This window comes from Macrococcus sp. PK (assembly GCF_022501545.1).
In the GTDB taxonomy this organism is placed as follows: Bacteria; Bacillota; Bacilli; order Staphylococcales; family Staphylococcaceae; genus Macrococcoides; species Macrococcoides epidermidis.
Map to the genome: position 1 here is coordinate 106,354 of NZ_JAEPRF010000009.1, position 15,496 is coordinate 121,849.

The 15,496-nt window shown below is 34.1% G+C and carries 14 protein-coding genes; 8 read left to right on the forward strand and 6 right to left on the reverse strand.

What is annotated here, in order from left to right; genetic code table 11:
- Window positions 1–3: 3 nt before the first annotated feature.
- From JJJ02_RS07745 to rsgA, 3 genes are all read right to left on the reverse strand, one after another.
- Window positions 4–708 (reverse strand): DUF1129 family protein, encoded by a 705-nt coding sequence (locus JJJ02_RS07745; RefSeq protein ID WP_240838254.1) that lies wholly within the window; start codon window positions 706–708, stop codon window positions 4–6.
- Window positions 709–713: 5 nt separating this feature from the next.
- Window positions 714–1,037: a PadR family transcriptional regulator gene (locus JJJ02_RS07750; RefSeq protein ID WP_096077180.1), complete on the reverse strand. Its 324-nt coding sequence runs from the start codon at window positions 1,035–1,037 to the stop codon at window positions 714–716.
- 239 nt (window positions 1,038–1,276) lie between these two features.
- Window positions 1,277–2,365, reverse strand: a complete 1,089-nt coding sequence (gene rsgA / locus JJJ02_RS07755; RefSeq protein WP_240838256.1) for a ribosome small subunit-dependent GTPase A — start codon at window positions 2,363–2,365, stop codon at window positions 1,277–1,279.
- Between the two features lie 285 nt (window positions 2,366–2,650).
- Between rsgA and JJJ02_RS07760 the strand changes: the two genes are divergently transcribed.
- Together JJJ02_RS07760 and JJJ02_RS07765 are read left to right on the forward strand one after the other, a co-directional pair.
- Window positions 2,651–3,124, forward strand: a complete 474-nt coding sequence (locus JJJ02_RS07760; RefSeq protein WP_111714221.1) for a DinB family protein — start codon at window positions 2,651–2,653, stop codon at window positions 3,122–3,124.
- A gap of 136 nt (window positions 3,125–3,260) precedes the next feature.
- Complete coding sequence (locus JJJ02_RS07765) at window positions 3,261–5,303, forward strand: Na+/H+ antiporter (RefSeq protein WP_239242379.1); 2,043 nt, start codon at window positions 3,261–3,263, stop codon at window positions 5,301–5,303.
- Window positions 5,304–5,355: 52 nt separating this feature from the next.
- On the opposite strand, the gene pflA is transcribed toward JJJ02_RS07765, so the two are convergent.
- Complete coding sequence (gene pflA, locus JJJ02_RS07770; protein WP_111714223.1) at window positions 5,356–6,111, reverse strand: pyruvate formate-lyase-activating protein; 756 nt, start codon at window positions 6,109–6,111, stop codon at window positions 5,356–5,358.
- A 41-nt stretch (window positions 6,112–6,152) separates the two neighbouring features.
- Window positions 6,153–8,402 (reverse strand): formate C-acetyltransferase, encoded by a 2,250-nt coding sequence (gene pflB / locus JJJ02_RS07775; RefSeq protein ID WP_240838258.1) that lies wholly within the window; start codon window positions 8,400–8,402, stop codon window positions 6,153–6,155.
- Between the two features lie 263 nt (window positions 8,403–8,665).
- On the opposite strand from pflB, the gene JJJ02_RS07780 reads away from it, so the two are divergent.
- Both JJJ02_RS07780 and corA read left to right on the forward strand, forming a co-directional pair.
- Entirely contained in the window at window positions 8,666–9,118 is a 453-nt protein-coding gene (locus tag JJJ02_RS07780) for a GNAT family N-acetyltransferase (RefSeq protein WP_111714225.1), read from the forward strand.
- Window positions 9,111–10,058, forward strand: coding sequence for a magnesium/cobalt transporter CorA (gene corA, locus JJJ02_RS07785; RefSeq protein ID WP_111714226.1), 948 nt, complete (start codon window positions 9,111–9,113; stop codon window positions 10,056–10,058). Before JJJ02_RS07780 ends, corA begins: the two co-directional genes overlap by 8 nt.
- A 39-nt stretch (window positions 10,059–10,097) precedes the next feature.
- On the opposite strand, the gene JJJ02_RS07790 is transcribed toward corA, so the two are convergent.
- Complete coding sequence (locus JJJ02_RS07790; protein ID WP_239242377.1) at window positions 10,098–10,604, reverse strand: cupin domain-containing protein; 507 nt, start codon at window positions 10,602–10,604, stop codon at window positions 10,098–10,100.
- A 146-nt stretch (window positions 10,605–10,750) separates the two neighbouring features.
- On the opposite strand from JJJ02_RS07790, the gene JJJ02_RS07795 reads away from it, so the two are divergent.
- The 4 genes from JJJ02_RS07795 to JJJ02_RS07810 all read left to right on the forward strand — a co-directional run bounded on the left by JJJ02_RS07795 (window position 10,751) and on the right by JJJ02_RS07810 (window position 15,360).
- A complete protein-coding gene (locus JJJ02_RS07795) occupies window positions 10,751–11,656 on the forward strand; it encodes a DUF5068 domain-containing protein (RefSeq protein ID WP_239242376.1) in 906 nt (301 codons plus the stop codon).
- A gap of 78 nt (window positions 11,657–11,734) precedes the next feature.
- Complete coding sequence (locus JJJ02_RS07800) at window positions 11,735–12,028, forward strand: hypothetical protein (protein ID WP_111714229.1); 294 nt, start codon at window positions 11,735–11,737, stop codon at window positions 12,026–12,028.
- 76 nt (window positions 12,029–12,104) lie between these two features.
- Window positions 12,105–13,652, forward strand: a complete 1,548-nt coding sequence (locus JJJ02_RS07805) for a DNA-binding protein (protein ID WP_239242375.1) — start codon at window positions 12,105–12,107, stop codon at window positions 13,650–13,652.
- 4 nt (window positions 13,653–13,656) lie between these two features.
- Entirely contained in the window at window positions 13,657–15,360 is a 1,704-nt protein-coding gene (locus tag JJJ02_RS07810) for an immune inhibitor A domain-containing protein (RefSeq protein ID WP_111714231.1), read from the forward strand.
- Window positions 15,361–15,496 lie beyond the last annotated feature (136 nt).

Below are 15,496 nucleotides of genomic sequence, written 5' to 3' on the forward strand. Positions count from 1 at the left end.
TTTTTATTTCATAAAGGCAACTTCCTTATCGTTTCGTGAAGCATTAAATAATAGCTTATAGAGTAAGTAAAACGCTACGCCAATGCTGATATTAACATACCAGGGGATATGAACAACTGGGCCGATGTGTACTAAATCTGGTAAGAACATCGAAACAAGGAATGGAATAACCATCACAATCCATAATACAAAAAATATTGTAATTTTTTGTCCTCTTGTTTCATCATCTTTAAAAGCGCTAAGTTGTAGATATTTGAAGATACCGAAAATGATTGCACCGATAACAAGTGAAGTTATAAGATTAGCAGTTAATTCACTACCGAGATAAATCGCATTGTCTCTGTGTAACAGATTAACGGTGATAAAATCAGCAATACCTGAAATACCTCTAAATATTGCAAATAGTAGAAAGAATATTGAAGCACCGAACATCCACATATTACGCTTCGATTCTTTTGGAATCTCTGCAACTAAATCTTTAGCAAACTGTTCTGGATCATGGCCGAAAAATTCTTCGGTTGTAACATCATGCATTTGTGCTTCAAGTAAGTGATCTAGTAAATCCATTAAAGTCACTTCTGTAACGCGCTCTGAAATTGATAAATCACAACGTAAATACATCAATACCTGCTCGTAAACTTTTAAATTTTCTGGTGTCAGTTCTTCACGTTTTAAATTGTTTTGTTCGATAATATCTTTTGTTTTCATGACATTCACTCCTTATTAATCAAATGAGATATTGGTCCGACAATTGCATTCCATTCTTCGACCATGTTCTCGAGTTCTTCTTCACCCTCAGGCGTAATAAAGTAATATTTTCGTTTCGGTCCGACATCACTTGCCCGCATTTCACTGGTAATCAAATTTTTCTTTTGTAAACGAAGAAGAACTGGATAGATTGTCCCTTCGCTGATGTTACCGAGTCCGGAATCGAGTAACTTCTGTGAGAGTTCATAACCATAAACTTCTTTTTCTTTAATAATCGAAAGAACGCATGCATCGAGTAATCCTTTCAATAATTGAGTGCGCATACTCATATGTTTCACCTCTATTTTGTAATACAAGATAGCTAATCTTTTAAAAGCTACTTTGTATTACCAAGTAGCTTATTTATAATATATAACTTCTCGTTTTAGATGTCAAATATGGTTTTAAATAATTCGAGTAGGCTGAATTTATGGCATTCAGCCCACTCGAAGTTAAAATTCTATTAAAAATAACTGTGAGTGGGCTAGAAACATCATTTTCAGCCCACTCACACCAATTCATTCAACTATTATCTTTTTCCCATCTTCGCATTACGATTTGCTTTACCTTGTTGGGTCATCTTCTTCCATTTGTTACGTTCATCACTCATCTTTGCTTCATTATTACGTCGTTCCACAAATGCCAATTCTTTTAAATATTTATTATATCGTTCAATTCTCTCCTCAGTTAATTCACCTGATGTTATTGCAGCATTTACTGCACATCCTGGTTCATTTGTATGTGTACAATCATTGAATTTACATTGAGCTATAAGTTCTTCTATATCTTCGAATTCAGTTACTAATCCTATATTTTCACCGGTACTCCAAAGCTGGAACTCACGCATTCCTGGTGTATCGATTAATATTCCTCCATCATCTAGTACAAGGAGTTCACGATGAGTCGTCGTATGTTTTCCTTTATCATCAGTTAATCTGATTTCGCCTGTATCCATAACGTCTTTTCCTAATAATCGATTGATCAACGTAGATTTTCCTACACCACTAGAACCGAGTAAAGTGCCTGTTTTATGTTCTTTTAGATAAGTTCTAATTGTTTCTATATGATTATCACTATCATGACGCACAAAATATACTGGTACTGTTGGAGCTACATTGCTCAATTCTGCAATCATAATTTCTTTATCTAGTTCTGTAATTAAATCAGCTTTTGTCATAATGATAATTGGTGTTGCACCTGAATCATATGAAGCAATTAAATAACGTTCTAATCGATGGGTGTTAAAATTATCATTACAGCTCATCGTAAGGAATGCATAGTCGATGTTCGTCGCGATTATTTGTGGTTTCGTTTGATTGCCTGCAGCATTTCTGATGAATTGTTGTGTTCTTGGTAATATATGTTGAATAATACCTTTATATTCATTTGGAAATGGCTTAATTAACACAAAATCTCCGACTGCCGGTACTTCTATAAGATTGCGACTGCTAAATTTATCTCTACCTGAGAGCTGAACGAGGTATTCGCCATTTTCAGTGAGTGCGCGATACATTCCTTTATGTTGTACAGTTATTCGTGCTTTAAGTAATTTTTCATCGATAGCGTTTGCTTGTTTCTTTCGTTCTTCGTTATATCCTAATTGAGTTAAAATTTCCATTATATTGCTCCTTTTATATATAAAAATACCCGTGGCGATTATTCGTCACGGGTATACGAGCAATAAATTAGCGAGTAATGTCCATGACGAAATAAAATGTAGCATTTACCAGATTAAATTTCGCCATAAAACATCACTCCTTCCTTTTTTAATATCATATATTAATTTATTATATTGTGTCAATATTACAAATTATATAATTATAATGTGTGGTTCTTTCGTTTTAATGGTATTTCATTAGGAATGAGGGTATATTAAAAGTATTACTAAGAAGGGGGCATTTCAATGTTTCGTATTAAACAGGATTTTATTAATCAATATCGCATGGAAGCAAATACGACAATCGCGTGTTTAAAAGAGTTAACTGATGAGTCTTTAGATCAAGCGGTATCAGAATTAGATCGTACTTTAGGTGAGATTGCATGGCACGTCATTTCAAGTGTCGGAGGTTTTGCCGAACGTGCCGGTTTAAAAGTAGAAGGTGCAACATTTGATTCTGCTAAACCAGAAACGGTTGCTGAAATGGTAAGTGCAGCAGAAGAAATATATAATAATACATTAGCAGCTTACGATGCTTCATTAACAGACGAAAGTTTAATTGAAGATGTTGATTTCTTCGGTCAAAATATGCCGAAAGGTCATCTGCTTTATTCTATGATTGCTCATCAGGCACATCATAGAGGTCAAATGACTGTATTAATGAGACAAGCTGATTTAAGAGTACCTCCTATTTACGGACCATCTCGTGATACACAATAATTTGTTAATAGATTAATTTAAAAGTAGGTAGTTGATTGTAGACTACTTACTTTTTTTAATTTTGATAAACTTTTATGTGATATTGATTCGTTTAGGGGTATAATTATTTATCATTAAAGATAAATAGAGGTGACAAATGGAAAGTTTTATTATTATTTTAAGTCTTGTATTTGCAATCATTGTCGCTACGATTGTTAATTACTATTTTCCGAAGGTACCGTTAGCATTTATCCAAATCATTATCGGGATGCTAATATTCTTAACACCAGTACCTTTACATGTAGAATTTGAACCGGAACTTTTCTTAATGGGCATTATCGCACCACTATTATTTTTAGAAGGCTATCATGTATCAAGATTAACTTTTATAAAATATTTAAAGCCAATCATCTTAATGGCAATGGGACTGGTATTTACAACAGTGATTGGATTAGGTTATATTGTCCACTGGATGATGCCATTTCTGCCACTCGCTGCAAGTTTTGCACTCGCTGCAATCATTTGTCCTACTGATGCTGTAGCAGTGCAGGCAATCGCTAAAGGTAAGAAGCTGCCTAAAGGTTTGATGACGATACTTGAAGGGGAGTCATTACTTAATGATGCTGCTGGTATTTTAAGCTTTAAGATTGCTTTGCTCGCGTTAACAACTGGTGCATTCAGCGTTAGTGAATCTGTCTCACAGTTTTTTATTGCAACTGTAGGTGGTTTACTGATAGGTCTATTTGTCGGTCTATTGTTTGTACAGCTAAGAATTTTCTTAATCAGAAAAGGATTTTTTAATGAATATATCTTTATTTTAATTCAGCTTTTAACACCGTTTATTATTTATGTAATTGCGGAACAAGTTCACTCGTCAGGCGTAATCGCGGCTGTAATTGGTGGTATCGTACACGGTATCGAACGTGATAGGATGAGTCAGGCAACGACGCGTTTACAGATGGGTTATAACAATACGTGGGGATTATTATCAACTGTACTAAATGGATTCGTCTTTACGTTACTTGGTTATTTAATACCTGAAGTGACTACTTCTTTAGTTGAACATGGTAATGAAGATATCTTTTCAACAGTGATGTATATGCTTTTTATTGCACTACTTGTCTACTTCTTTAGATTTATCTGGGTATTTTTCTTATATGATATGTTCTATATTCGGGAAAGTCGTTTCGAGCGTATCTTAAAACGAGAGAATATTGATCAGAAAGAAGTTCGACCAAATCGTTTTAAGTATGCATTGATTGCAACTGTATGTGGTGTACATGGGACGATCTCTATGGCCATCGCATTGACGATTCCCCGAGAAATTGTTAATGGAGAAGTATTTAATTATAGAGATAATTTATTATTTATCGCAGCAGGTGTTATTGTCATCAGTTTAGTAGTCGCACAAATCTTCCTGCCAATATTGACGCCGAAAGTTAAAGAAGCTGTTGATGAATCAATGCTTAGCTTTAATGATGCACGTATTAAGTTAAAAGAATACGGTATTAAATATATTCATGACAATACGACTGAAGAAAATAGTATGATAGCTGGAAATTTAATCAGACAATATACAATGCAGGTTGGTTTCTATAGTGAAGTAACTGATAGAAATCATAGTCCTAAAGAAATTGATCGCCTCCATGCGATTGCGATGAATGTTGAAATGAAGACTTTAGATGAGATGATTGATTCAAATGAAATTACTCAAAGTTCATTTAATAACTATGTTCAATATATTGAGCGTTCGAAAATATTCCATTCCACAAACTTTTTTAGACGTATGCTGTTTCTATTTAGAATGCACCGCAAACGTAAAGAGTTTGCAAATCGTATTAATCAGGCAAGTTCTTTGTCGATAAAGAATAATTTATATGAAATTCAAAAGATCGCTGCGCGTGTTCATTACAATGTCGTCCAGCGTTTAAGTGAAGAAATGACTTTAGACAATCGTGTGGAAATTGCATTAGTATCAGATAATTATTTAAATAGGGTGAATCAATTAAAACGAAATGCAACAAGTGAGACATTAGAAGATGACGAAACGTTATTTGCACTAGATGTATTAAATGCTGAGAAAGATTTAGTCAACCGTCTGTTAGCTAGAGGAAAAATAACGACAAGTTTAGCAGTAGAACTCAGACAATCGATTAATTATGATGAAATGATGTTGCTCGATACATATGAGGATGACTAACATAGAAATAGTGAATACGAAAGAAGCTTCCAGCAAAAGCTGGAAGCTTCTTTTAATTACTTAGTGGCGTCTTACCTTTAAAGTTTACAAGATCATATGCATGTTTTACATCTTCATCACTCGGTGGTTCAATATCAGATAATGGATATTGAATACCTAATGCTTCCCATTTATGTACCCCAAGTTGATGATAAGGAAGTATTTCAAATTTTTCTACGTTCTCTAGACGATTGATAAATTCGCCGAGTTTGATTAAATCTTCTTTATCGTCTGTTATACCTGGCACAAGTACATGTCTGATCCAGACAGGTTGTTTTCTTTCTGAAAGTATTTGAGCAAATCTTAAAATATGAGTATTCGGTTTTCCTGTAAGTTTCAAATGTTTCTCATTATCAATATGTTTAATATCTAATAGAAATAAATCAGTATTTTTCTGCATTTCATCGAAGTGATGCATAAATGCTGGGGTTTCATTAAAGCAACCTGCTGATGTATCAACACAAGTAGATATGCCATGCTGCTTTAACTTTGGAAATAACTCTTCAAGGAATGGTAACTGCAGTAACGGTTCACCACCACTAACAGTTACGCCACCACCTGAAGCGTTAAAGTAAGGGATATAAGGAACTACTTCTTCTACAATTTCATCAGCAGTAACTTCTCTTGAAGGTGCACCGATTTCCCAAGTATCAGGGTTATGACAGAACTGGCAACGCAGAAGGCAACCCTGTGTGAATAATATATAGCGTAAACCAGGTCCGTCTACCGTACCTAAACTTTCTACTGAATGAATATGTCCTTTAATCATTTAAATCCCCGTCCTTTAACTACTTAGTGCATTGTTATATTCTACATTTTTTCGTGGAATGTTCTTGAAATAACGTCTAATTGTTGTTCTCTTGTTAATTTAATAAAGTTTACAGCATATCCTGATACACGGATTGTAAGTTGAGGGTATTCTTCTGGATGTTCCATCGCATCAAGTAAAGTTTCTCTGTTAAATACGTTAATGTTTAAGTGGTGACCATGTTGCATCGCATATCCATCAAGTACACCAACTAAGTTTTGTTGCTGAGCATCATCTTCTTTACCTAAAGACTTAGGAACGATAGAGAATGTGTTAGAAATACCATCTTTACAGCAGTCATATGGTAATTTTGCAACTGATGATAATGAAGCTAAAGCTCCGTTTTTATCTCTGCCGTGCATTGGGTTAGCACCTGGTGCAAATGGTTCTCCTTCTTTACGACCGTCAGGTGTATTACCTGTTTTCTTACCATAAACTACGTTTGAAGTGATAGTAAGTACAGACATTGTATGCTCTGAATCACGATAAGTTTTGTGTTTACGTAATTTGCCCATAAATGATTCTACTAATTGTACAGCGATATCATCGACACGTGCATCATTGTTACCGTATTGAGGGAATTCTCCTTCAGTTTCAAAGTCTACAACTAATCCTTCTTCGTTACGGATTGTTTTAACTTTAGCGTATTTGATTGCTGATAATGAATCGGCTGCAACTGATAGCCCTGCAATACCTGTAGCCATTGTACGAATAATTTCAGTGTCATGTAAAGCCATTTCAATTCTTTCATAGCTATATTTATCATGCATGTAATGTATCACGTTTAATGAGTTGATATAAACACCAGCTAACCATTCCATCATTTGATCAAATTGTTTGTACACTTTATCGTAATCTAAAATTTCATCAGTAATAGGAGCGAAGTTTGGTCCAACTTGAGCGCCACTTACTTCGTCAACCCCACCGTTGATTGCATATAATAATGTTTTTGCTAAGTTGGCACGCGCACCGAAGAATTGCATTTGTTTACCAATCTTCATTGCAGATACACAACAAGCAATTCCATAGTCGTCGCCATAGCTTTCACGCATTAAATCATCATTTTCATATTGAATTGAGCTTGTTTTAATACTCATTTTTGCACAGTATTTTTTGAAGTTTTCAGGTAAGCGTGTAGACCATAATACAGTTAAGTTTGGTTCTGGTGCTGGACCTAAGTTATCTAATGAATGTAAGAAACGGAAAGAGTTTTTAGTAACTAAAGGACGGCCGTCAATACCGACACCAGCGATTGATTCAGTTACCCAAGTAGGGTCTCCAGAGAATAATGCGTTGTAATCTGGTGTACGTGCAAATTTAACTAAACGTAATTTCATAATGAAGTGGTCGATGATTTCCTGTACTTCGATTTCTGAAATTGTACCAGCTTTTAAATCGCGTTCTGCATAAATATCTAAGAATGTAGATACACGACCTAAACTCATTGCAGCACCGTTTTGTTCTTTAATTGCTGCTAAGTATGCTAAGTAAGTCCATTGAACAGCTTCTTTAAAGTTTTCTGCTGGACGAGAAATATCAAATCCATAAATATTACCTAATTCTTTTAATTCATTTAATGCACGATATTGTTCAGAAACTTCTTCACGTAAACGAATAATGTCTTCTGACATTACTGATGATAAGTTATTGAAGTCTTTTTGTTTTTCATTCATTAAGAAATCGACACCATATAATGCAACACGGCGGTAGTCACCGATAATTCGTCCACGTCCGTAAGCATCTGGAAGACCTGTAATTACACCAGCTTTACGACAAGCTAACATTTCTTTAGAGTAAGCATCGAATACACCAGCATTGTGTGTTTTACGGTAATCTGTAAATATTTTTTCAGTTTCTTTATCTAATTCATAGCCATATGCTTCACAAGCAGCTTTTGCCATACGAATACCACCAAATGGTTGCATAGAGCGTTTGAAAGGTTTTTCAGTTTGAACACCGACAATTGTTTCAAGATCTTTATTTAAATAACCTGCGTCATGCGATGTAATCGTAGATGGTATTTTTGTATCCATATCCCACATACCACCACGTTCACGTTCTTCTTTTGTTAATTGCATAACTTGATTCCATAATGTCTTCGTTGCTTCAGTTGGCCCTGCTAAAAACTCATCTTTACCGTCATATAAAGTGTAGTTTAATTGGATAAATTCACGAACGTCGATTCTTTTGTTCCATTTACCAGTTTTAAAACCTTCCCAAGCATTTGTTTTTTTAGTTTCTTCTTTAAACATATTAATCCCTCCAAATTTTCATTATGTTAATTACTTCACAATACTATTATAACAACTTTCGTGAAAATAATCACATTTATTTTGAAAACGGTTAATTTTTTTAGAAACATTGATTTAAAGCTTTTTATCTGTAATGGTACACACTAGTTTTTTGAATTTTGTATATATAACAGCTAAGAGTTAGAGCTTTAGATTGCAATAACATTCAAGTTTAGTGTGGAGTTATCAAACATATCCATGTACAATAAAAAAGGTGAAATAACATGAGAAAATTATCGTTAACTGAAACAAATAAGATAAAAGAAATTGCAGCATTACATGAAAATATCCCATTAGCTTACGATTCATCATATAAGGTAACACCTTTGGATATTGATTTGCGATATGAATCAATTCAATTACTGATGAAGCATAAGCATGATCAGATTACAGTCATAGAACACAACAACAAAATCTGTGCATATATTTGGTATGCAATAGATGGTGCAATACATATTAAATCAACATTTGTTTATCCGAAATATCGTAATCAAGGATACGCGATACAACTTAAGTACTATGTTGAAACAATCGCAAAAGAACAACACATTGGTATTATTTACAGTGACGTTGACCCTAAAAATTTTGCGATGAGACAATTAAATGAGAGATTAGGCTATCAATTTAAAGAGCATAGTAATCGAATGATAAAAATAATAGAGGTGCAAAATGATTAGAACGCTTTATATTGATGAAATGAATACGTTGCATGTTTGTGATTCACCCTATGATATAGAAGTAACGCCGAAATGGCTGTGGGTGGATATGAGTGAACCTACAAAAGAAGAGAATCTACTACTGAGTCAGTTTTTTCACTTTCATCCATTATCTATTGAAGACGCAACGACGGTTAAGCAACGTCCGAAATATAAAGAATATGATGATTATTTATTTTTCGTCTTTCATGCAATTGACTTGCGTACGATGAAACCTGAAGAAATTGATATCTTTATCAATTCAACCCTTATTGTGACCTATCATAAAGAGGCTTCTGAAGAGGTCGATAAAGTCTGGCATTCAATGCTGAACAAAAAGCCGAATGAAAAGGTTACGACAAATGAAGTGATGTATAAAACGCTTGACGCTATCGTCGATAACTATTTCCCGTTCGTATATGACTTAGAAGACAAAGTATTCTCGTTTGAAGATAGACATTCAGTAGATATCTCAACCGAGAATCTAATAGATGAGACGTTTGATTTGAGAGAAGATCTTTTATTGATTAGACGTACAGTATTGCCGATGCGCGACTTAGTATATCGACTATTAGAAGGCAGAGTATTGGCATTAAGTAAGAAACAGAAAATATTTCTGCATCATATTAATGACCATTTAATTAAGCAGGTAGAGATGATTGAATCTTCCCGTGAGATGACAGCGGATATTCGTGATAATTATATTTCGCTGAACTCTTTTAGAATGAATAATATCATGAAAATTTTAACAATATATTCAGTAATCTTTATGCCACTGACTTTAATTGCAGGTATTTACGGGATGAACTTTGATGTCATGCCTGAATTGCACTGGAAATACGGATATTTGGCAGTATGGATTGTGATGATTGCTATTACGGTTGGAATGATAGGCTATTTCCGAATAAAGAAGTGGTTTTAATATAAAAGGAGCAGAATTAAATTTCTGCTCCTTTTATCATTATTTCACGTAAGTACTACAATGATAAATATTGTGCCATTCTTTAAACATTACACCTTTGTCACCTTCGATAGGGTCATGTTCTGGTAACATTACACTATTTATCGTGCTGTTAATTGTTTGGATGTCTTCATAACTTGTTAACGATTCAACATCAATATCTGTTGGGTATGCACCGACAACTTTAAAATCCTCACTTGCTGCGATACGTTTATGACCATAGCCTGCAGGGAGTAATAATGCATCACCTTGTTTTACTTTTAACTGACTTCCTGATTCACCACCAATCATCAAAGTTGCTTCACCTGAAGCGATACCAAGCACTTCATGTGTATTAGGATGAAAATGATGATAGTCAAATACACCATTTGTCCATATATCTGTCCATTGATTATTTTTAAATATTTCAGTAAAATCTCCTTCAACATTCTGATAGACGATAACTGGAAGAATCATGTGATTCGGTGTGCTTTTTGATACAGGGCTATGAATAATTTTATATTTCATAAATATTCCTCCTCGTATTGATATATTCTTATTGTTCGTTATTTCTTTTTATAAAGCAAAAGATAAGATTTTAACCAAATGTTAATTCCATACGAAATTTATATTCTATGTTAAAATAAAGACAGAATGATGAAGGTGGGATTAACTTGAAAAACTTTGCGTACTTAGCAATTTCAGGTGCTTTATTTTTAACGGGCTGTAGTAATGATGATACAACAGCAATTAAAAAAGATATTGAATCATTAAAGCAGCAAAAAGATAAATCAGAAAAAGAATATAAATCGTTACAGGAAGATAATAAATCGATTGATAAAGAAATTAAAGAAAAGCAGTTTGAAATAGATACGCTGAAAAAAGAAAAAGAAGCTGAAATAAAAGCACAGATTAAGCGTGAAGAAGCTGCGAAGAAAAAGCAGGAGGCTATCGATAGACGCAATCGATTAATCGCAAAACAAAAAGCTGAACAGGAAGCTAAAGTGCGTGCACAAAAAGAAAAGAAAATAGCACAGGCAAGAAATAAAGCAACCATGCCCAATACAATTGCAGCAAGTACAAATGGTAAAATTCAAACGATTAAATCGATTCGTAACGTCGGTCTGGATTTTAATGATGCCGGCATGAAGACATCAATTAACCGTATACAAATATTTAAAGTAACAGATATGCCTAAAGATCAGGTCGTTCTATTTGATGGTGAGACAGAAGGTTATGTACTAATCTATGAAGTAACTGCAGAGAATACTTTAGATAAGCCGTTATATTATAATAATATCGGTGTCCTGGATTTAGGAGATAAGAAAATATTTTCTGAGAACGCTTCTTTCATACCACCAGAATTACAGGAAAGTTCAATGAAGAAAAGTAAAAATAACTATACTGAATATGCGCCAAAGGAAAAAACGATAAGCTATAAATCAATCGCAATTAATAAGGAAGATTATAAAAAAGTTGAAACTGGTAAAGCGCTTCTGTTTATTAAAGGTGGCGTATCCCAATCACAAGATATGAATGATAAAACAGATACGCAGTCAAAAGGATATGTAATTCAGTAGTTAAAAAGATGGATATTTTGAATGTTTTTTACTGATAGAATCGGGAATATAGAAGAAAAGACTACGGAGGCGTTCAATATGCATGAAGAGAAATTTGTACTGCTGGAAGGTAAATCATTTACATTATCAGAGATAGCGCGTGAACTTGAAGCAATCACGGGTTATACTGTTAAAGATAGCTACGGAGATATCAATCGCATCGTTGCACAGAAACCAAACTTTGATCAGGATTTTGAAAGTTATTTAGTTACTTATGAATTCAATGAATCTGATGATTTAACGGATGTAACAGTAACAACACCGAAAGATGCTGACGTCAATCTGCAAACTGACAAAGTGAAAGTGAGATTAATTTCTTACAATACAAAATAAAAATAATAAATTTACAGTAGTGTGTTAATGTATATGTCATAATATATATTAATACACTATTTTAATGAGGATACTTATGAAAAAAATCACAGTACTATTTGCAGCAACGATATTTCTGACTGCATGTAATTCATCAAATGAATCTAACACAACAAATCTTAAATCTAATGATGTAAGCGAAATATTATTTGATGCTTCACATGGCGTGACTGCTGGTGAAGCGGATTGGGTTATCGATGGTGGCTTTTCTACGTTTAATGATGACATTAATAAGTTAGGTTTTACTACTGCTTCTACAGATTATCAGACAGAGATTACACTGAAATTATTAAAACGATATAAAGCATTTATTATGCCAGAACCTAATATACCTTTAAAAGCAAGTGAGCAACAAGCGATTAAAGAGTATGTCAATAGTGGTGGTAGCATCATGATGATTGCAGATCATTATAACGCTGACAGAAACTTAAATCGCTTTGATGCTTCGGAAATTTTTAATGGATACCGACGTGGTGCATTTCACAATATTACAAAAGGTATGTCGCAGGATGAAATAAATGCTGATAGAATGCAAGATGTTATTTCAAGCGACTTTCTAAGTGAAACATTTGGAGTACGTTTCAGATATAATGCATTAGATGATGTCGTATTGTCGGCGAAGGATGAAGATAATGCTTTCGGTTTGCTTGATGATGTTGAGAAAGTAAATATGCATGCCGGCAGCACAATCATGATAACTAATCCTGAAATCGCTAAAGGTATCATCTACCCTGAAAAATTATCAAAACATGATAAATGGTCGCATGCGGTAGATCAAGGGGTCTATACAAATGGTTTTAAAGATGAGGGGGCCTTTATTGCGATTAGTAAACTAGGGAAAGGTAAAGCCGTATTTATCGGTGATTCATCAATCGTTGAAGATAGCACCCCAAAATATGTGCGTGAAGATAATGGTCAGGAAAAGCAGACATACGATGGAATTCGCGAGATGGATCATCAAGTTTTAATGGAAAATCTCATACAGTGGATGATGAAACAAGAAGACTATTCTTCGTTAAAGGGTAAGGTTTCTTTAGATAAACCTACGAAAGTGTTAAAATTTGAAATACCAGAGCAATCAACTGAACCGAAACGTGAACCTTGGGGAACACCTGGACATGATTATAAATGGTATGATCCATCAACTTTTGAACCGGGTAGTTTTGGCAAAGACACAAAGCATATAGCTGTATCAAGTAGCGAGCATCAACAGAATAATAAATCAACAAATAAAAAAGATAATACAGATAATAAAACCACACAGGATAAAACGATAACAGGAAATAAAATTGACGTACAGTATCCAAAGACGGTAAGTATCGGTCAGCGTTTCACCGTGGATGTATATACTCAGGAACAGCTAAATCAAGTTTCAATTGAACTGATTGATGCTGATGGTGAGCAAGTCGGCCTTTTTGATGGCAATCCGCCCGGACAATCGCGCGCTTATGATACTAAAAAAAATGAAAATCGTTTTCATAGCTATTTTCATGGTAAGATAGCTAGAGAAGCGAACGGTGAGATTACGATTAATATATATGCGAAAAATAAATTAATACAAAAAGAAAAGATGATTGTGAGGTAAGGCAGTGAATAAATTCATTAAAACATTATCAATAGCAGCTATTTCGACTGTATTGTTACCAACGAGTATGGTATATGCCACTAATACACAAGTACCAAAGACAGAAGAAGAAATTAAGTTTGATAATACCGATAAGATTAAAGTGAATGAACCAGTACTTAAATCGAGTTCTACTGTTGCAAATAAAGTGCCGGCATTTAAGAAAAGGATTTATCGTGAACAACCGATGAAAGAAAACGTGCTCGTCGTGATGATGGATTTTAGCAATAGTCCAGCTTCTACTTTGACAAAAGCTGATACTGAAAACTATCGTAAAGTTTATGATAAATCATATTATGAGCAGTTATTCTTTGGTGATTCAATTACAGGACCTGATCAGAAACAGTATGATTCTATCAAAAAGTATTATCAGAACGTGTCTGGAAATAGTTTAGAACTACAAGGGCAAGTAACAGGATGGTATCGTGCGAAACATCCTCTAAATTACTATGGACATAATGAAGATGAAAAAGTAACTGAATTAATTATGGAAGCAGCTACCCATGCAGCTCAAGATAAAAGTATCGATATGAGTAAATACGATCAATATGATTATTATGATTTAGACCAGGACGGTAACATGAAAGAACCGGATGGCATCATCGATAAATTTGTCGTTGTATTTAGTGGTATCGGTGAGAGTGAAGGCGGTGGTAAGTTCTTACAGAATTCGATTTGGGAACATGTTTCTGAAGTAGCGTTATCAAAAAATGGCAATCCAAAATCAATCCCTGGAACATATAGCAAACATTCAAAATTCTATAAAAATCGTCTTGGAATCGCTGAATATGGTATTTTAGCTGAAGATAGTACGGTAGGCACATTCTCACATGAATTTGGCCATATGCTTGGTTTAATTGATGAATATGACACAGCGCCGAATGCAAATAGTCATGCCGGAGAACCAGTAAGATTCTGGTCGTTGATGAGTTATGGCGCAGATGCCGGCATTATTCCCGGTATGGAACCAGTCGGTTTAAGTCCATTTGCAAAGTCAGATTTACAACAAATTTACGGTGGAAACTGGATACTAGGTAGTGAAGTAAACTATAAGAATATTTCTTCGAAAAAAAGATATTATTTATTAGATCAGGCAAGTATTAAAGGTGTTAATAATGATGTTGTGAAAGTGAATTTACCACCTATACGAAAGAAAGATAAGAATGGTAAGGTGAAAAACTACAATCATTATTATCTGTTAGAATGGCGTTCACATAACGGTGTGGATAAAGGACTTTCGCATATTAAGGATCCTTTTGGCATCAATCAATATGGTAAAGGTTTATTAATCTGGTATGTAAATGAAACGTACCCGGATAACGCAAATTTATCTAAACACTTTGGTAAAAGTTTAGTTGGTGTCGTTGATGCTAGTCCATCTAATATCACAACACCAGATGGTTTAATACCGATGTCAGATACGCAAGTGTTTGATGCACCATTTAATACGAAAAGTTATGGTCAGTTTAACAAAGCAAAAAATTATTTCTTTAAGAAAAAATCGACTAAACCTGTAACTTTATTTACAGATAAACGCTATAGTTTATCTGCTAGAGAGCGCATGCAGGTACCAGACAGTAGTCGTATATTGCCACAACTTGGTATAAAGATTAAAGTTGAAGATCAAAATACTGATGGAACAGTAGCGAAAATCAGTATTTTCAAGTAAATATTTTGATAGAACAGGACAGTAATTGCTGTCCTGTTTTTTTTGTTACATATTTGTAATAATAAAAATGTTAAAAAATATATTTACAATTCTGAAAATTTAGAAGATAATAATTTCAGAAACAAAAATTAAAAAC